Source organism: Maribacter sp. 1_MG-2023 (assembly GCF_030547005.1).
Classification (GTDB): domain Bacteria; phylum Bacteroidota; class Bacteroidia; order Flavobacteriales; family Flavobacteriaceae; genus Maribacter.
Genome location: NZ_JAUOPN010000010.1, coordinates 45,512 through 65,665, shown reverse-complemented (window position 1 = coordinate 65,665; position 20,154 = coordinate 45,512). Strand labels below are relative to the sequence as shown.

Annotated in this window: 17 protein-coding genes; 11 read left to right on the top strand and 6 right to left on the bottom strand. The window is 36.3% G+C overall.

What is annotated here, in order from left to right; genetic code table 11:
* Positions 1-4: 4 nt before the first annotated feature.
* From Q4500_RS12305 to Q4500_RS12255, 11 genes are all read left to right on the top strand, one after another.
* On the top strand, positions 5-754 hold the full coding sequence (locus Q4500_RS12305; protein WP_303599952.1) for a LytTR family DNA-binding domain-containing protein: 750 nt from the start codon (positions 5-7) through the stop codon (positions 752-754).
* A gap of 118 nt (positions 755-872) precedes the next feature.
* Complete coding sequence (locus Q4500_RS12300; protein ID WP_303599951.1) at positions 873-1,160, top strand: hypothetical protein; 288 nt, start codon at positions 873-875, stop codon at positions 1,158-1,160.
* Between the two features lie 47 nt (positions 1,161-1,207).
* The gene (locus tag Q4500_RS12295) at positions 1,208-1,501 is read left to right on the top strand and encodes a hypothetical protein (RefSeq protein WP_303599950.1); all 294 of its coding nucleotides are present in this window, start codon (positions 1,208-1,210) and stop codon (positions 1,499-1,501) included.
* A 318-nt stretch (positions 1,502-1,819) separates the two neighbouring features.
* Positions 1,820-3,460, top strand: coding sequence for a TldD/PmbA family protein (locus tag Q4500_RS12290; protein WP_303599949.1), 1,641 nt, complete (start codon positions 1,820-1,822; stop codon positions 3,458-3,460).
* Between the two features lie 25 nt (positions 3,461-3,485).
* The gene (locus tag Q4500_RS12285) at positions 3,486-4,802 is read left to right on the top strand and encodes a TldD/PmbA family protein (RefSeq protein ID WP_303599948.1); all 1,317 of its coding nucleotides are present in this window, start codon (positions 3,486-3,488) and stop codon (positions 4,800-4,802) included.
* Between the two features lie 96 nt (positions 4,803-4,898).
* Positions 4,899-5,519, top strand: a complete 621-nt coding sequence (locus Q4500_RS12280; RefSeq protein WP_303599947.1) for a DUF4159 domain-containing protein — start codon at positions 4,899-4,901, stop codon at positions 5,517-5,519.
* Between the two features lie 12 nt (positions 5,520-5,531).
* Positions 5,532-6,536, top strand: coding sequence for a MoxR family ATPase (locus tag Q4500_RS12275; RefSeq protein WP_303599946.1), 1,005 nt, complete (start codon positions 5,532-5,534; stop codon positions 6,534-6,536).
* Between the two features lie 22 nt (positions 6,537-6,558).
* Positions 6,559-7,458, top strand: a complete 900-nt coding sequence (locus Q4500_RS12270) for a DUF58 domain-containing protein (RefSeq protein WP_303599945.1) — start codon at positions 6,559-6,561, stop codon at positions 7,456-7,458.
* A 1-nt stretch (position 7,459) separates the two neighbouring features.
* Positions 7,460-8,770, top strand: coding sequence for a BatA domain-containing protein (locus tag Q4500_RS12265; RefSeq protein WP_303599944.1), 1,311 nt, complete (start codon positions 7,460-7,462; stop codon positions 8,768-8,770).
* Positions 8,771-8,793: 23 nt separating this feature from the next.
* The gene (locus Q4500_RS12260) at positions 8,794-11,007 is read left to right on the top strand and encodes a DUF4175 family protein (protein WP_303599943.1); all 2,214 of its coding nucleotides are present in this window, start codon (positions 8,794-8,796) and stop codon (positions 11,005-11,007) included.
* Positions 11,000-12,751 carry a hypothetical protein gene (locus Q4500_RS12255; protein ID WP_303599942.1) on the top strand — a complete coding sequence of 584 codons (1,752 nt, stop codon included), beginning with the start codon at positions 11,000-11,002 and terminating at the stop codon, positions 12,749-12,751. Before Q4500_RS12260 ends, Q4500_RS12255 begins: the two co-directional genes overlap by 8 nt.
* 14 nt (positions 12,752-12,765) lie before the next feature.
* On the opposite strand, the gene Q4500_RS12250 is transcribed toward Q4500_RS12255, so the two are convergent.
* The 6 genes from Q4500_RS12250 to Q4500_RS12225 all read right to left on the bottom strand — a co-directional run bounded on the left by Q4500_RS12250 (position 12,766) and on the right by Q4500_RS12225 (position 20,026).
* Positions 12,766-13,179 carry a DUF6691 family protein gene (locus Q4500_RS12250; protein WP_299800204.1) on the bottom strand — a complete coding sequence of 138 codons (414 nt, stop codon included), beginning with the start codon at positions 13,177-13,179 and terminating at the stop codon, positions 12,766-12,768.
* A gap of 1 nt (position 13,180) precedes the next feature.
* A complete protein-coding gene (locus tag Q4500_RS12245; protein WP_303599941.1) occupies positions 13,181-13,741 on the bottom strand; it encodes a YeeE/YedE family protein in 561 nt (186 codons plus the stop codon).
* Between the two features lie 277 nt (positions 13,742-14,018).
* Complete coding sequence (locus Q4500_RS12240; RefSeq protein WP_299800202.1) at positions 14,019-14,204, bottom strand: DUF2892 domain-containing protein; 186 nt, start codon at positions 14,202-14,204, stop codon at positions 14,019-14,021.
* 58 nt (positions 14,205-14,262) lie between these two features.
* Complete coding sequence (locus Q4500_RS12235) at positions 14,263-17,484, bottom strand: efflux RND transporter permease subunit (RefSeq protein ID WP_303599940.1); 3,222 nt, start codon at positions 17,482-17,484, stop codon at positions 14,263-14,265.
* A 122-nt stretch (positions 17,485-17,606) separates the two neighbouring features.
* On the bottom strand, positions 17,607-18,689 hold the full coding sequence (locus tag Q4500_RS12230; protein ID WP_303599939.1) for an efflux RND transporter periplasmic adaptor subunit: 1,083 nt from the start codon (positions 18,687-18,689) through the stop codon (positions 17,607-17,609).
* Between the two features lie 32 nt (positions 18,690-18,721).
* Entirely contained in the window at positions 18,722-20,026 is a 1,305-nt protein-coding gene (locus Q4500_RS12225) for a TolC family protein (RefSeq protein ID WP_303599938.1), read from the bottom strand.
* Positions 20,027-20,154: the final 128 nt, after the last annotated feature.

The following is a 20,154-nucleotide window of genomic DNA, read 5'->3' as shown; positions in this document are numbered from 1 at the left end:
ACCTATGCATACAGCGATAATAGTAGAAGACATGATCGATGCCATGACCCTTTTAAAAAAGGATATTGAGACCCAGCATCCAGAGATTGAAATTATCGCCACGGCACAGAGTGTAGTGGAAGCCGCAAAAGTGCTACGCAAAAATCAGCCCGATATTCTGTTCTTGGATATTATGTTGGGAGATGGTACGGGCTTTGATATTTTAGAGATTTTCCCAGACCTGAAGTCTAAAATCATATTTGTAACAGCCAGTGATGAATTTGCGATACGTGCTTTCAAGTTTGCAGCAATCGACTATGTATTAAAACCATATGCTAATGAAGATTTGAGCTTAGCTATATCTAGAGCAAAAGAGCAATTGCAGCCAAATAAAGAACGTTTACAGATTTTAAAAGAGACTATTTCTGCACCAGAGAAAAAACCAAATAAAATATCGTTACATACACTAGATCAAATTATCATTGTCAGCTTAGATGACATTATTCGGTGCGAATCTGATAGTAACAACACCATTTTTCATCTTCAAGACAAACGTAAGATATTCGTAACAAAGACCTTAAAGTACTTTGCAGACCTTTTAAGTAGTCACGATTTTGTGCGTGTACACCAAAGTCATTTAGTAAACCTTCAATGCATCAGCGCCTATATAAAAACCGATGGCGGTTATTTAATGTTGAAAAATGGAGAGAATGTTCCAGTATCAGTCCGAAAGAAAACCGAGATTATGGAGATTTTAGATAGGATGCATAGATAGGATGCATAGATAGTCTGTTAGTACTTTCTAAATTATAGCATAAAACCCTCCACTTTTCGAAGAACATCCTTGGGAATAAATTGTTGAAACATAATTATTTTTGGTCAACTCTTAAAATATGGATTTGCAGAAAAATATTTTATTCTTCATCTTTACTTTACTTACCACTTTATCTATCTATTCTCAGAATAACGATGACTCTTATTTAGAATTCATGTTTGGTAGAAGTGTTCATGGTTCGGCAGATATACCTGGCTATCATTATGGCTTTAATTATGGACAAGAACTATCCAAAAAATCATATTGGCAACTAGGTTTTGAAGGTACCTTGAATGATACTCCAGATTATTTATTGACTTATAAAGATTCGAAGGTAATGTGTATGATGGCTCTCTACATACCGTAACTGCAGGATATCAATTGGTTTTGGGGTTTAGGTATAACTTTATTGAAATGAATAGACACAAACTTGGTGCAACTATTCTTTCAGTGTTTAGGTATCAAGCTACTTCTCTAAGTGATTTTTATATAACACTGTATCCTGCAGCTACAAACTTACCGATTCCTGTTAGGGATATTACTAGATTGGAACCAGGGCGTACTTTTGCTTTTGGTGGTTCTTTACGTTTACATTATAGTTATGAAATTGCAAATTCATATTTTCTGGGGATTGTAGCAGCAACTCAAACAGATACAAATGGAGATACCATTCCACACTATTCTTTGAAAATCGGAAAAAATTTTTAGATTTTAACAATAGTCAAAAAGATATTTCAATCTCCAATCCTTCCGAAGAATAGAAAATCACCCTCCTATTTTTCCATTATTCCCAAAAACATCACTTTCCGTTATATTTTATGTTAAGGTTAACATAATTGTTACAAAACCCTGTCTATTTTTAGAGGGCTAGAATTTATGGTGTAGTATAAGCTTCTCATCTTCCTAGTAAATTTTTGGTTTTCATTTTACAAAACGAGAACCAAAACTATACATAATGAACTCACTATATATGTTATTCTTTGGGGTTGCATATTCGATTATAAAGAACCAATTTAAAACTAACACATGAAAAGAAGAGATTTTGTACAGTACGCCGGGTTGGGTGCCGGAGCACTAATGATGCCATCATTATTGCTAGGAAATGACATCCCCACGGAGGCTTTACTAGAACCTGGTATGGATACCTTGGTAAAAAAGAGAATGGCAGATGTGGCATTGAACACAGCCAAATCTTTAGGAGCAACATATGCAGATACCAGAATTGGTAGGTACCTTAACCAATATGTATTCACTAGGGAAGATAAAGTACAGAATGTAGTAAATACAGAATCTTTCGGTATCGGTATTCGTGTTATTGCTAATGGAACTTGGGGTTTTGCCTCAACCAATAGCGTTACCGAAGACGGTATTAAAAAAGCAACTGAACAAGCCGTTGCAATCGCCAAGGCAAATTCTAAAATTCAAAAAGAGCCGGTAAAATTGGCTCCCGTAAATGCTTACGGAGAAGTTTTTTGGAAAACACCGATCAAGAAAGACTTTAAAGAAGTACCTGTTTCAGAAAAGGTAGACCTTTTATTAAGCGCAAATGCAGCCGCTTTGGATAACGGAGCAAACTTTGTGAATTCCGCTTTATTCATGGTTAACGAGCAAAAGTATTTTGCATCTACCGATGGTTCTTATATAGATCAAGATATACACCGCTTGTGGCCAACATTAAGGGTAACTGCTGTTGATAAGGCTGCGGGTACTTTTAAGACTAGAGAGAATATGAGTGCACCCGTAGGTATGGGGTATGAGTATTTAGACGGATTAGAATCTGAAAAACTTGAAGGTCCTGCAGGGTTACGTTTATACAGAAATAGTTATGACATGGTAGAAGATGCTACTATGGCAGCGAAACAAGCTAAAGAAAAACTAACGGCAAAATCTGTTGATGCCGGTAAATATGATTTGGTATTAGAACCCAATCACCTTGGATTGACTATTCACGAATCTGTAGGTCACCCATTAGAATTAGATAGAGTATTAGGCTACGAAGCAAATTATGCCGGTACTAGTTTCGCCTCTTTAGATAAGTTGAAATCGGGCAATTTTAAATACGGTAGCGATATTGTAAACCTTGTTGCGGATAAGACCCAAGTTGGTTCATTAGGCGCTGTTGGGTATGATGATGAAGGAGTGAAAGCCAAGAAGTGGGATTTGGTACGTAACGGAGTATTGACAAATTTCCAAGCTATACGTGACCAAGCACATATGATCGGAGAAGAGGAATCTCACGGTTGTTGCTACGCACAAAGCTGGGACGATGTTCAGTTTCAGCGTATGCCTAATGTTTCTTTAGAGCCGGGTAAAGAGAAGTATTCTATATCTGAAATGATCAAAGATGTAGAGAAAGGTATTTATATAGCGGGTCGTGGATCATATTCAATAGATCAGCAACGTTACAATTTTCAGTTTGGTGGTACTGTTTTTTATGAAATTAAAAATGGAGAAATCGTTGGTATGTTAGAAGATGTAGCATACCAAAGTAACACCCAAGAGTTTTGGAATTCATGTGTTAAGATTTGCGATAAAGATGATTACCGTTTGTTCGGTACATTCTTCGATGGTAAAGGGCAGCCTTCACAGGTGAGCGCAGTATCTCATGGTAGTTCTACTGCCAGGTTCAATGATGTAAACGTAATTAACACTGGTAGAAACATTTAATTGTTTCACTCAAAAAAGAACAACAATGGCAATTTATACAAAAGAAGAAGCAAGAAAAATATTGGAGAAAGCATTGAGCTTTTCCAAAGCCGATACCTGCGAGATAAATTTAAGCGGTTATAACAGCGGTAATATAAGATATGCACGAAATACGGTATCTACATCTGGGTACAGTTCTAATCAAAGTTTGGCGGTACAATCTAGTTTTGGTAAAAAATCAGGTACGGCAACTATAGATGAATTCGATGACGCATCATTAGAAAAGGTAGTAAGAAGAGCCGAGGAATTGGCGCAATTATCTCCTGAGAATCCTGAGTTTATGGAGCCTTTAGGTCCGCAAATGTATGATGAAGCAATTACATATAGTGAATCAACTGCCAATGTAACTCCGGAATATAGAGCAGAAGTAGCGAGCAGCAGTATTGTTCCTGCAGATGCAAAAGATGTTACTGCAGCAGGTTTTTTAAATGATTCCGCTGGTTTCAGCGCAATGATCAATTCTAAGGGATTGTTCGCTTACAACCAAACTACAGATGTCGATTTTACGGTAACCATGCGTACCAATGACGGTACTGGTTCTGGTTGGGTTAAAAGAGATTTTAACGATGTTGATAAGTTCGATGCTGATGAAGCTGCAAAAACCGCAATAGACAAGGCAGTATTATCTAGAGAAGCAAAAGCAATAGAGCCAGGTAAATATACAGTAATATTAGAACCGGCTGCCTCGGCAGATTTGTTGCGTAATATGTTTAGATCATTAAATGCACGTTCTGCAGATGAAGGTAGAAGCTTTATGTCTGCACCAGATGGTAAAAATAAAATTGGCGAGAAAATAGTTGACGAACGCGTTAATATTTATTCAGATCCATTGAATCCGGAAGTGCCTACAGCAACTTGGAACAGCGAAGGGCAAGCTATAAAAAAGACAAGCTGGATTGAAAACGGAGTTGTTAAAAACTTGGCTTATGATCGTTTCTGGGCGAAAGAGAAAGGTGTTGAGCCAGTTCCTTTTCCGTCGAATGCGATTATGACCGGTGGTGATGCAAGTTTAGAAGAATTGATAAAGAGTACCAAAAAGGGAATTCTGGTAACACGTTTATGGTACATACGTAGTGTTGACCCACAGACCTTATTATATACGGGACTTACAAGGGATGGAACTTTTTACATCGAGAACGGGGAAATTAAATATCCTGTAAAAAACTTCAGGTTTAATGAGAGTCCGATCATCATGTTAAACAATTTGGAAACCCTTGGGCAACAAGTACGTATCAATGGTAATTTAATACCATATATGAAGGTTCGTGACTTTACGTTCACCAGTCTTTCAGATGCCGTATAAATGATATTATGAATATCTAAACTGGTTGTTTGTGACTCGTCACGACAACCAGTTTTTTCTTTTTTCTATCGGAATAAAAACACAAATCAATTGCCCTTGAGCAACGAATTTTTCTTCACGAGATTACAGTATGAGTCCGGCGATTGGGATGTGGATCAACGTATGCCTTCTAATTTGTTGAATTCATTGGTAGAGTACACCACCTTGAAAGTAGACACCCAAGAAAAGATAATCACACTAGCGAGCGATGATATTTTTAAGAGTCCGTTTTGCTATATCTCAGGACATAAATTGGTGGAGTTCACTAAAAAGGAACAAGAGAATTTTGAGAAATATGTGCGTAACGGAGGCTTCGTTTTCGCAGATGATTGCAATCATGATATAGACGGATTGTTCGCTAAATCTTTTGAAAGGCAAATGGAAGAAATATTTGGTTCGTCCGCATTAAAAAAAATACCCAACGACCACGAAATCTATACCATATTCTTTGACTTTGAAGATGGACCACCAACCACATCACAAGAGCTGAACGGCTGGGGAGATGATTTGGTGCATGATTATTTAAAGGCAATTGTCATCAATGGAAGAATAGGGGTGTTGTACAGTAATAAAGATTACGGCTGCGAATGGGATTATGATTTTAGAAATAAACGTTGGTATAAAATAGACAATACACGGTTTGGGGTAAACATCGTCATGTACGCCCTAACCTCATAAACACATTTTTGAATGGATAAAGAATTACAACGTATTGCAGATGAGGTGGAAATGCTTTCCGGTAAATTGAATGCTTTAAGGCAAGAAATAGGAAAGGTGATTATAGGTCAAGAAGAAACCGTATCGCAATTATTGATTACGTTTTTAGCCGGTGGTCATGCTTTGTTAGAAGGAGTACCCGGTTTGGCAAAAACCTTAATGATCAGAACTTTGGCAAATGCAATCGATTTAAAGTTTAAAAGGATACAGTTTACGCCCGATTTAATGCCTTCGGATATTATCGGGACCGAGATATTGGAGGAAGATCATACCACAGGTAAAAAGTTCTTTAAGTTCAATAAAGGACCTATATTTTCTAATATTATACTAGCGGATGAAATAAACCGTACACCGCCAAAAACTCAGGCGGCATTATTGGAAGCAATGCAAGAATTTGAGGTTACTTACGGAGATAAAACGTATCCCTTAGATAAGCCGTTCTTCATTCTAGCAACACAAAACCCTATAGAACAATCGGGAACCTTTGTTTTGCCGGAAGCGCAGCAGGATCGTTTTTTACTTTATATAAAAATTGGATATCCTACTCAGAAAGATGAGGAAACCATTTTAAAGGCAACTACGGGTGGTATAAAAAAGAAGCTGAACAAGGTAATTTCTGGTGATGATATCGTACGGTTACAACAGTTAGTACGTGAAGTTTCTATAAGCGATGCACTGATCAGTTTTGTGAGTGATATGATTCGTGCTACGCGACCGGAAACCACAACAGATTCTTATGTTAAAGATTGGGTAGACTGGGGTGCAGGTCCGCGTGCAGGTCAAGCAATGATCTTAACGGCAAAGGCTAATGCATTGTTATCAGGTCGGTTATCGGTTACGTTAGACGATATTAAAAGTGTAGCGTTACCAGTGCTTCGCCATAGAGTTTTGGTCAACTTTAGAGCAGAGGCAGAAGGCATAACTTCAGATAAAGTAGCATCACATTTATTGAATGCTATAGAAATAAAAGGCAAGTAACGAACTCTCTATTATCGAGTACATGGCAATACAGGACTATCAAGATTTATTAAAACCAGAGGTCATCAATACAGTTGAGGGACTTTCCTTGATATCACGAATTGTGGTCGAGGGTTTTACGTCTGGTTTAAATAAAAGTGCCAGTGTGGGGCCGGGTATGGAGTTTAGTCAATACCGTGGTTATCAACCTGGGGATGATTTACGTTTGTTAGATTGGAAAATGTTGGCACGTTCGGGCAGGTATTACATTAAACAGTCAGAGATAGAAAGTCAGGTGACTATTAAGTTTATTGTAGATGCCAGTGCTTCAATGCTGCACAAAGAAAAGGACTTGTCGAAAGTTGATTTTGTACGTCTCTTGGTGGCTACACTAGCATATATGGCTCATAAGCAAGGAGATTCTGTTGGTCTTTTTGCCTTAAATGAAAATGATGTGGTCAGTATTTACCCCAACGCAGATAAAAAACATTACAACAGATTGCTGCTAGAATTAATTAATCTTTCTAATTCTGGTAAATGGCCAGAAACACATATTTCAAATAAACGCATACCGAATAGAGGCGGTAAAGAATTGATTTTCTTTTTGACCGATATGTATGAAACAGGTGATGAGATTTCAAAGTTTATCAAAGGATTAAAATCAGCAAGAAATGAAGTGATCGTACTTCAAATTATGGGATCAGCTGAAATGGATTTTAATTACGGTCCAAACATCACTTTTGAAGATTGGGAAACAGGGGCACGAGTAAAAGTAGATACCGAAAAAGCTAAAACAGAATATTTGGCTGCTTTAGAAAGTAGATTGAAAAAAATTAAGGACGAATTACTTTCAAACGGCATTGATCACCATGTCTTTCGTATGGATGCACACTTGGGTGAAGCATTACTATTATTTTTAAAACAACGTAAAAGACTCGGTTAATATGTCATTCGCAGAACCTTTGTATTTATGGGCTTTATTGGGACTTTTAGTTCCTATAGCTATCCATTTATGGAGTAAGAAGGAAGCGAAAACTATAAAAATCGGTAGTGTTCAACTGCTATCAGAATCAAAATCAAGACAATCTAGTAGTATTCAATTAAACGAATGGTGGTTGTTGCTACTGCGTATGGCAATTATTTCCCTGATTACTTTGGTCATTGCAAAACCGCAATGGAAATCAAAGGTGAACAACAGCAAACTGACCTATATTATTGAACCTGAATTAGCCCGGAATGAAAATTTCATGGCTCGTTTTATTGATTTACAGGCAGATCAAGATATAAGGCTTTTACAATCAGGCTTGCCTGAAAACGATATTGAATATGCCAATTCACAAGATTTTAGAAGTGCAGATTACTGGTCATTAGCATCAGAAATGAATGAATTGAAAACTGATAGTATTATTGTTTTTACCCATGGATATACAAAAGGATTAAAAGGAGCTAGACCAGAAACCAATCATGATATCAATTGGATAGTTTTGGATTCGGCTCAAAATCTTGAAAAGCCTTTACTAGCATATCAGAAAGAAAAAAATATAGCTTTATTTACAGCCAATAACAGTCCGGTAGTTTCAAAAATAGCAACGAAGACTATTGAGCTAGGTGATGCATACCAACTAACATCAAATGGTGATAGTTTACAGGTTTCAAGTTCAAGTTCAAGTTCAAGTTCAAGTTCAGTAAAAATTCCTTTAATTCAACAATCTGCTTTAGAAGTTTCTTTGGTGTATACCGATAGTCTAAGTACAGATAAAAGGTATATTGAAGCAGCATTGGCAGCTTTATCGACTTACTTAAATAGAGAAATAAAAGTCGAAAGTTTTTTAGATAGCGAACTATTGGAGAATAAGGAAGCGGATTTAATGATTTGGTTAAGTACTAAGCCTGCTCCAGTTACAGCTCGAAAGACACTTGTATTTAAAAATGATTCCATTGCTAATTCACTTATAACAAATGATGAAAATGAAAATACATTTTATATAACAGAAAGAATAACCACAGAAAATGCCTTATCTGGGCGATTAACAGAGAATCTACTAAGCATTTTAGATGTCGATGAAGAGCTACGTGAACTACAAGCTAATGCTGATATTCGCTCGGTTATGGAAGTAGATTTAGAAACTAATTTTATAGAAAGTGGCACATCTAAAACCCACCAAGTCAGCTGGAGTCTGAATCCGTATTTGTGGATTGTTCTGCTAGTATTATTGATTGTAGAACGCTTTGTAGCATATAAACGAAAACAGTAATGGAATCAGGTAAACTACACTTGATGAAATTTCACAGGCGCTGGCAAATCTTGTCATACGCAGAAGCTGCCTTGTATGCAGTTGGCATTGCCGTTCTTTTCTATTTAGTATCAAAAAATCTATGGCTTGGCGTTTTAAGCTTTGTAGTTGCGGTAGTCGTAGTGCTTTTTATACATAAGCCTTGGAAACAAAATTTAGCTACCACGGGCACTTATATAGATGCACATGTAGATGAAGCATCGTTTAGTACAGGCTTATTGTTGCAACCAGAAGATTCATTGTCAAATCTTGCCAAGCTACAACGCTATAAAGTATCAGAAGAGCTTAGCAAAAGGTTAGGTGCTATTCATCCGCCTAATAAATTAAAACAGGCGCTACTGATTACGCTAGGGTTGGTCTTGCTTGGTATTGTTGTTCAACAATTAGATTTGTTTAAAAGCGTAGAAAGCGTTTTAGGGAATGCTACTAACGAAACACAAATTCAGTTTATAGCAACAGATAGTATTAGTGAGAAGTCCATCATTCCAAAAATTTCTAGTCAAGATATTAGTGTTACTTATCCATCCTATACCCGAAAAGGTACAATTGCTGTAAGTGACCCAAACATAAAGACGATTGCTGGTGCTACGGTTCAGTGGCTGTTGGAATTTGATAATCCTGTTAAAGAAGTCTACCTAGACCGCATGGGGGAACTAATTCCGTTGCAAAAAGGCGAAAAGGGGTATCGTATTAAGCAAGTATTATCAGCATCGGGTTTTTATAGTTTTAAATTCAAGAGTGAAGACGGTATTGAATTTACATCAGATTTATTCTCGTTGGAAGTAATACCCGATAATCCGCCAGAAATAGAGATTTTAGGATTAGAACAATATACCTATTTTGATTTTTCAGATAAAAAGGTTGTCGAACTACAAAGTACAATTACTGATGATTACGGAATTGACGAAGCCTATATCATAGCAACCGTAAGTAAGGGATCGGGAGAATCGGTGAAGTTCAGAGAAGAGAAATTAAAATTCAATGAAACTATTTCGAAAGGTGTGAAATCGGTTAGGGCTATGAAAACATTAGATTTAAATGCCTTAAAAATGGAATTAGGTGACGAGCTCTATTTTTATATTGAAGCCTTTGATGAAAAACAACCCAAACGAAATGTTGCGCGTAGCGAAACTTATTTTGCAGTTATAAAAGATACGGTGAGCGAGCAATATGGCGTAGAAGGGACTTTGGGAGTAGACCAAATGCCCGATTATTTTAGAAGTCAGCGCCAGTTGATTATCGATACCGAGAAGTTGATAAAAGATAAACCGAGCATTACGATTACCGAATTTAAGTCGAGAAGTAATGAACTGGGGTTTGACCAAAAAGCGTTGCGCTTAAAATATGGTCAGTTTATGGGCGATGAATCTGAAATGGAAGAAGCTCCAGAAGAGATCGAAAGTGAAGAAGAAGGTGAGGACCATGATCATGCTGAAGATCAAGAAAATGTAATAAAAGAATTCATGCATGACCATGATGGTGATAATGAGCATAATCTGGTAGAAAAGCATGAACATCATGAAGAAAATGATACCGAAGAAGCAGAAGATCCATTACACGACTATCTTCATAATCATGATGATCCTGAGGAGTCTACTCTGTTTGAAGAATCTTTGAAAACAAAATTGCGAAAGGCATTAAGCATTATGTGGGATGCCGAATTACACCTACGATTAAACGAGCCAGAAAAGTCATTGCCATTTCAATATGAAGCTTTAAAATACATTCAAGAAATAAAGAATAGTGCCCGTATTTATGTACACAGAATAGGTTTTGATCCACCACCAATTAAAGAAGACAGCAGACTTACCGGTAAAATAAAGGATATAGAGAATTATCGAAAGATTGAAACCAAAGAGGTAGAAAATCCTTTTGAAGCACTTGAGAATGCAGTTGCTCGCTTAGAACAGTTTATTCAGCAAGAAAGCACTTTTAATGAGGCTGATAATACCCTTTTTGCAGCTACAGGCAATGAATTGGCTCAATTGGCTATAGTTAGCCCAAGTAAGTATTTACGAGTGTTACAGGGCTTAAAAGGAATTGAGAATAATACGGAGCGAACAATGGCTAATTATAAATTCGTACAAAAAGGATTATTAGCAGCCTTACCGAAAACACCACAAGTACCTGGTGCTAAAAAAGAGTATACAGATGAAATCAATTCATTATTTCTAAAACAATTACAGGTGTATGATTGATGGATTCTCATTTATGCAAAAAGAGCTCATGATCCCCATCTTACTTGGCGGATTAGTAGTTTTTAATAGCTATGTTTGGAAAGAATGGAAAACCAAGCGTAGTGGTCGGTTTGTCGTAAATACTATTGTAGCTTTAATAACCATCTTGGCATTGGTTATGTTAATTCTAGAGCCTACAAAAAAGGTGGAAATTAATGATAGTCAGGCAGTAGTTTTGACCAATAATTTTGATGAGATAATAAAAGACAGTCTTTTAAACCGTTATGAGGGAATAAAGGTTTTAGATTATAATCCTAAAAAATCGATTCGTAAAGAGCTCGATTCACTTACCAATGTTATTGTACTTGGTGATGGTATTGAGCCGTATGATTTTTATTTGTTCGATAGTCTACCAACTACCTACATTCCTAATGCTGCTCCAATGGGAGTAACACAATTGAACTATACGGAACAGCTTGTAATAGGTGAAGAATTAATGGTTTCTGGTAGTTATTCTCAACCAATTGAAAAATCATTTTTAGTACTACAAGATTCAAGGAATAACGGGTTAGACTCTATTCAGTTCACTGAAGATAAGAATGCAGATTTTAACCTAAAGACTCGCCCAAAAGTAGCTGGGTCGTATATCTATCAATTAGCTGTTAAAGATAGCACAGGCGTTGTTTTAGAAACGAATCCGCTACCTATAGAGGTGATGAGAAAAGAACCGTTACGGGTTTTGATTTTAAATACCTTCCCCACGTTTGAGACCAAATACTTAAAGAATTTCTTGGCTGAATCTGGTCATGAGGTTATTGTTAGAAGTCAGTTGACAAAAGGGAAATATAAGTTTGAATATTTCAATACGCCTACGCGACCAATATATCAGTTTACCAAAGAGACCCTTAAAAATTTTGATATTGTAATTGTTGATGCTGAAACTTATACGGGTCTTGGAAATACGATTAGAAAAAGGTTTGAATCAAGTATTAAAGAACAAGGTTTAGGACTATTTATTCAACCAAGTGATTTTCTTTTTAATAGCCGAAGCAGCGATGCTTATTTTAAATTTAGACGTGATAGGATGAACACTGTGAAATTACCAGTTTATGCCGCAGAAACAGAAAAGTACCCGTATCAGTTTAATGAACAATTATTAGTAGAGCCAATTCATTTAGGTGGAACATCAAACTTGGCAGCGTATAGACAAATAGGAAATGGTAAAATTGCAATTACCACATTATTAAATAGTTATCAGTTTTTGTTGAATGGTAAAAGTGAAGTATATCATGGTATTTGGACCACTATTTTAGATAAGATAGCAAAGAAGAAAGGGCAGGCAGTTTCATGGCAATCCAATACGAAATTTCTTAAAATAGACGAGCCATTTCATTTTGAGATTCGAACAAATTTAGAGGAGTACGGTATTATAAATGAAGATAGTATTTCAGTGTCGCTTGTTCAAAATTCATTGCTGCCTAGTCACTATTCAGGTACTGTTTATCCGAAGAAAACAGGGTGGAATTCATTACAAGTTGAAAATGATAGTACGAACTTTTCATACTATGTTTTTGAACATAAAGATTGGAAGGCTTTAAAAAGTATCGCGAACATAGCAGCAAATAAAAATCAATTCGGAAAAGAAATTCTAAAAAACAGGAAGGTTGTTGTGGACCGTCCTGTTTCTCTACTAGTATTTTATATCCTCTTTCTATTAGGGGTAGGGTGGTTATGGCTTTCACCAAAACTATCCGCCGAAGGCTGAACCACTTTATTAAGTTAGTGGGGTAATTTATTTTTTACCAATCCGTAAACGAAAGTACCTAAAAGAGCTCCGCCAATAACAACCAGAATAGAGTAGTATCCAGCACCTACAAGTACATACATTGGTCCGGGGCAAGCACCAGCCAATGCCCAACCTAATCCGAAAATAATACCACCAATTAAATAACGGGCAACACTTTTAGTTTTAGGGTGTAAATTCATTTCATTACCACCAATCGCTTTTATCTTATATTTTTTGATGATTTGCACACCGATTACTCCGATAACAAGGGCAGAACCTATAATCCCATACATATGGAAAGACCCAAACTGAAACATTTCATAAATACGAAACCACGATGCGGCTTCAGATTTATACATGATGATACCGAAAAAGATACCTATGGTTAAATAACTTATATATTTCATTTTAACTGAATATTAGAGGGAATAAAAGGTGAATCATAACTAGACCACCAATAAAGAAACCGATAACGGCAATTAGGGAAGGCAACTGTAAATTACTTAATCCAGATATGGCATGCCCACTGGTACAACCACCGGCGTAACGAGCTCCAAAGCCCACTAAGAATCCTCCAATAATTAAAACAGCCAACACAAAAGGGTCGCTAAGGTTTTCTGTTGCAAAAAGTTCAGTTGGTAAATATGCTTCACCGGCACTTTCAATTCCGTAATCAGTTGTAAGTTGTTGAGCAACATCAGGGTTTATAATAACCTTGTTATTAGACATAAATTGAGAAGCGATAAAGCCGCCAATAATGGCACCAATCACAACAACTAAATTCCACCGTTGTGACTTCCAATCGAACTTAAAGAAATCGGAGTATTTGCCTGCACCACCAATAGAACACATGGTTCTAAGGTTTGATGACATTCCAAATTTTTTACCGATAAAAAGCAAAACAAACATCGTGAGGGCAATTAAAGGTCCGGCCACATACCATGGCCATGGATCATATAGTAAATTCATACTCAATTTAATTCAAGTTCAAAACCGCTAAAGAAAACGCAAAGAAAATCATTCTTATGTAACTTAGGTTACATAAGAATGACATTAACTAAAATGAATTACTATTTTTTGAAAAGAAACCTTAGTGCGATATAAGGTTTAGTCAGTGTAAAATTCTGAAATGTGGTATGTTATGAGAAGATGTTCACTTGCGTTTTATTTTTTTTAAAATAAAACGTGCATAGCAACTTTAACAAAGTACTAATCACATTTTACAGCACATGAAATAATACTACTACTAATTTTTAATTCCGAATTTTTTAAGAATTGTCTCTAATAAGCACCATTTCGTAAAAGCCGACTGTATAATATTTACACCTATAAATACTGTAAACCATAACCAGTTTATATCTACATAAACAGCTAATACAACACTTAATAAAACCATTGTACCTACTATAACTCTAAAATATGTGTTTAACATGTTGTTCTATTTTTAGAAGAATCAACAGCACAAAAGTTGCGCTGTTGAATCCTATTTTCTATTTATTAATTTCTTGGTTATCCGTTTCTGGATAGTTTTTCTTTTCGATCATATAATACACCAATGGTACCACCAATAATGTAAGAACTGTAGATACAATAGTACCGCCCATTAAAGAGATAGCCAGACCTTGAAAAATTGGATCGAATAAGATTACGAAAGCGCCAATTACCACGGTGCCGGCAGTTAATAAAATAGGAGTTGTTCTTACCGCACCAGCTTCAATAGCAGCTTGCTTTATGGGCACACCTTCGGCTAAACGAAGATTAATGAAATCTATAAGTAGTACCGAATTCCGCACCATAATACCTGCAAGGGCAATCATACCAATAAAAGAAGTAGCGGTAAAAAATGCTCCCATGATCCAGTGACCTAAAATGATTCCTATTAGAGATAATGGTATTGCAACCATCATTACTATAGGTGCTTTAAAGTTTTGAAACCATCCTACGATCAAAATATAAATTAAGATGATAGCTCCCATAAAGGCAATACCTAAATCACGAAATACTTCTAGAGTAATTTGCCATTCGCCATCCCATTTAACGGTATAGTCATCTTCAAACTCAGGTTGACCTAAGTACATTTCGGTAATTTGATATCCTTTTGGTAGCGCAATTTCTTTAAGCTTTTCTTCCATACCTAATATTGCGTATGCGGGACTCTCCAATTCTCCGGCCATATCTGCCATTACATATACAACACGCTTTTGGTTCTTACGGTAAATGCTCTTTGCGCTTATGGTTTCTTTAATATCTACTAAATCGGCAATAGGAACCATGTTACCTTGTTTAGAGGTAATTTTCAGTTGTGAAATATCTGTAATAGTCGATTTTTCTTTTTCATCTAAAGCCAGTACCAAACCAACTTGGTCTATTGCATTCTCATCATATAAATTTGTGATTGCTCTATTAGATAAAGCCATATTCATGGTATAGGCAATTTGTTGTGGCGCCACGCCATAAAGCATTGCTTTCTCTTTGTTAATTTCAAATTTATATTCCGTTTGGTCAGCTTCCACAAGCCAGTCGATATCTACAACATCATCAGTGTTTTTCAAGATATCTTTTACACTATTCGCAATTTTAATCTGTTCCTCATAATCAGGTCCGTATACTTCTGCTACAATCGTAGAAAGTACAGGAGGTCCTGGCGGAACCTCAACTAACTTAACATTGGCATTGTATTTAGCGGCTATTTTTTGGATATCTGGTCTCAGTAAACTCGCAATATCATGACTTTGAGCAGAACGTTCGTCTTTATCAATAAGGTTTACTTGAATATCTGCCATATTACTACCACCACGTAAATCATAATGACGTACCAATCCGTTAAAGGTAATAGGGGCAGAGGTACCCACATAGTTTTGATAATTAACAACCTCTGGTCTAGTAGAAAGATATTGAGCAATTTCTTGAGCAACTACACCTGTACGCTCAAGGGTAGTACCTTCTGGCATATCAATAACCACTTGAAACTCGTTTTTGTTATCAAAAGGCAACATTTTAACAGCTACAGATTTGGTAAAAAACAATACCATTGATCCCATTAGCATTAAAAATGTCAGTCCTAAAAACAACCAACGTTTGCTTTTGTTTTCAATTAGTGGACGTTCATATTTGTTGTAAATTTTGTAGATATAGGTTTCCTCCAATGGTTTCTCTACCTTTTCTACTTCGCCTTTTTTACCTTTTTCTCTCAAGAAAATATACCCTAAATAAGGCGTTATTGTCAATGCTACAAAAAGTGATAAAATCATGGCAATAGAAGCTCCAATTGGCATAGGTGCCATATATGGTCCCATAAGTCCAGATACGAATGCCATTGGTAGTACAGAGGCAATTACAGTAAATGTTGCCAAGATGGTAGGATTACCAACTTCGTTAATTGCATAGAGGGCTGCCTGTTTAAAGGGTAGGCGCTTCATTTTAAAATGCCGGTGCATATTCTCGGCTATAATAATGGAATCATCTACCACAATGCCTGTCACAAAAACTAAAGCAAATAATGTAATTCTGTTCAATGTATAATCAAGCATATAATAGCTTAACAATGTTAAGGCAAACGTAATAGGCACCGACAAGAATACTACCAAGCCACCACGCCAGCCCATAGCCAGCATCACAACTAAAGTTACCGCAATTATAGAACCTATTAAGTGTAATAAAAGTTCAGACACTTTGTGGGATGCCGTTTCACCATAATTTCTGGTGATTTCTACATGAACATCATCAGGAATCAACGTAGTACGTAAGTGTTCAACTTTATCAATAACGATGTCGGCAATTTTCATTGCATCTGCACCTTTTCTTTTTGCTACCGATATAGTAACGGCAGGGTATTCAGATTTGTAATCTGAGACCTTATCGCTTGCTTGACCAAAACCTAATGAAACATAACTTTGAGGAATTTCTGGTCCGTCGATAATGCTGGCAATTTGCTTTAAATAAATAGGTTGATTTTGTTGAACACCAACTACAAGATTTTCAACATCAGTAACCGATGCCAAAAAATTACCTGTATTCACTAAGAACTCCGTATCATTTTTATCAAAACTACCAGAACTCAATTGGGCATTATTCGCCTTTATCATTTCAGAAACAGATAAGAAATCCAATCCGCTAGCGGCTAGTTTGTCTTTATCTAGAACCACGCGTAATTGACGGTCTTGATTTCCTATTTTATGAGTAATGGCAACATCATTTACTTTCTTGATTTCACCTTCTAGTTCTTGAGCCATTTGGCTTAACTGATACCCATCATAGTTTTCGCTCCATAGGGTAAGTCCCAGCATAGGTACATCATCAATAGCACGGGTTTTTACTAACGGAAAGGTTACGCCTTGCGGCATAATATCCATATGCTTATTAATTTCGTTGTATAGTTTTACAAAAGAACGCTCTATATCTTCGCCCACATAAAACTGAACGATGACCATACCTTGTTCTTTCATAGATGTTGAATACACATACTCTACACCTTTGATGTTAGAAATTAATTTCTCTAAAGGTTTGATTACCCGCGATTCTACTTCTTCGGGACTCGCGCCAGGGTAGCCTACAAAAATGTCTGCCATAGGCACATCTATTTGTGGTTCTTCTTCCCTTGGAATCAAAAACGAACTGTACACCCCAATGACCATGAATACAATCATTAAAAGTACCGTTAACTTACTGCCTATAAATAATTTGGCAATTTTACCAGCTAAACCTTCCTTCATTATTTCTTAATTTTATTTGTGTGTTCCCACCTGTAAAAGACAGGCGGTCGGGCTTTTCGCTCTTACTCCTCGGCATAAAAATGCCTGTGGGGTATCCGCTACAATCCCTAACCCAGACTCGTTTATTGATTTGAGATTTTGGCGCCGTTAAATAATTTTCCTTCGGCAGAAACTATATATTGCTCGTCTGCCGATAAGCCAGATAATACTTCAACTTGATCACCAAAAGTTCTTCCCAGTCGTAACCAACGTAATAAGGCAGTATTGCTTTGGCTAACCGTATAAATACCAGATAGTTGACCTTTCTTAACTATAGCTTCTACCGGAATCATTACAGCAGAACTTGTTGTCTTACGTGCAATAGGAAATTGTACGGTAGCGTACATGCCAGAAAGTATTTGTACATCTGTTTTATCTAAAATGACCTTTACCAAGTATTGACCACCTGTGTTCTTAGAAGAAGTACTTACTTCGGTAACTTTTCCTTTTATACTTTTATTCAAAGCTTTGATCTGTACGCTAACTTCAGTATCATTTTTAACAGCAAGAATTTCAGATTCAGGCACCATAGCAAGTACTTGGTATTTACCAGGAGATTCTACTTCCATTAAAGACATACCTGGGTTTGCCATATCGCCTGCATTTATAAATTTATTGGTTACCACACCGTTAAATGGAGCACGAATATTCGCATAGCCCATTTGAGCGTTGACACCGTTTTTCATTTGCTTGGCAGATTCTACTCTCGCCTTTGCCATATTATAATTGGCGGTAATATCATCTAGCTCTTTCTGCGAAGCACTGTTTTCTTGGAATAAGGCAGTAAAACGGTTAAAGTCTTTTTCTGCATTTGTATATGCAGCTTCAGCTTCGGTAATACCTGCATTTACTTGTGCCAGTTGCGCAGAAACATCTGCATTATTAACACTAATTAATAATTGACCTTTGGTTACTTTATCACCAATACCAACATATATTTTATCTACGTACCCCATCATTCTAGTGCTGATGTTTGCACTCTTGGCAGCTTCAATTTTACCACTAACCGTTAAAAACGGATTACTACTATCTTCCGAAACGGTTTTTGTTTGAACGGTAATAGCAGGTGAGTTGTCAACTACTGCTTTTTTATCATCGCTGCCACAACTAGCGAGCAAGATTGTAGCACCTAAAATAGCTGTGATTATATATTTATTATTTTTCATCTTTATGAATGGTATTTATTGATATTAGGGTTTTATTCTTTTGTTAAAAACTGTACATACGCCAAGGCGTAATTATGTTGAAAAACTGTAGCATAATACTCTAATTGCTTTTGAGAATATTGCGTTTCAGAGAGTAATAGATCAGTAGTTTTTTCTAAACCTTGCTTAAACCTATTGGTTCGGATACGCAATGATTCTTCAGATTGTTCTAGTGCCAGCTTTGTCAGCTTCAGTTTATTTTGTGCATCTTCAAAACCTCTTTTCGCTTTGTTAAGTTCTAATTGACTTTCAGATTTGTACTGCTCTAATTGTAATTTAGATTTGTCATATTCAGCCTTGCTTTTTTGAGATTTGCCAAAACGCTTACTACCTTCAAAAAGGTTCCATTTTAATTCTGCACCAAATAGATAACCTTGGGATTGACCTTGAAAAATATCATCGTCATGTAACTCGTAAGTACCAAAAGCATTTAAACGAGGTAAGAAAGCCATTTGGTCTGCCTTATGCATTTGTCTATAGGCTTCGGTAGCAGAATTCATTGCTAAAATATCTTTTCTGTTTTCCGATAAGTTTATGTCCGTAGTACTAGCATAACTAGTAATTGAAAGTGAATCAGAAGGTTTTAAAATTTCACTTTCATCAGTATTCATTAGAACAGACAAATAGTTGCTGGCATTTAGAATGTTACTCTTTGCATATTGTAATTGATTATCGATTTCGGTAACTCTTACTTCTACAGAAAGAACATCAGATTTTTGTAAGTAACCTTGCTTGTAACTATTGTTAGCAATACGTTTATTTTCTAAAGCAGTTTCTTGAGCTTTCTCTAAAACGGTAACGGTTTTATAAGCAAGTTGTAATTGCATGTACGCCTTTTCAACTTCAAGAGCTAAGTAATCAACTGTTCTGCCAGACTGTAGTTCGGTAGCGGTCAATTTTGCCTTTGCCGCTTTACGCTGGTAGATGCCATCGAAGTTTATTAATGGTTGTTGTACTTCTACACGAGTTGCAAAATCTTCAATTTGACGTGGGTCATTTAATACATCAGGATTAAAATCTGCAGCGGTCAAAATTTCTTGATTAAGTTTAGATCCAAATGCCATTAATGGGTTCGTGGTAGCAATACCAGTGTGCGATACACTAATGTTAGGCAATAGAATAGCATTGGTCTGATTGAAATCACCCTTGGCAGCTAACACATCTTGTTCTGCCATTTTAAGTGTGTTATTACTTTCTTTTACCTTAATCAACACTTCATCTTTTGTAATAGATTTTACTTCTTGTGCCAAGCCAGAATAAAAGACGAACAACAATATCCATCCTAGTTTATATTTCATGGTATTCATTTATTTGATACAAAATTAAGGTGGTAAAACAGCCTGCACAGTAACTAATGTTACCGAAGGAAATTTCTTTCTCAAAAAACAAATTTTTAAAAATGAAAAGGCACCCTTTTATAAAGAGT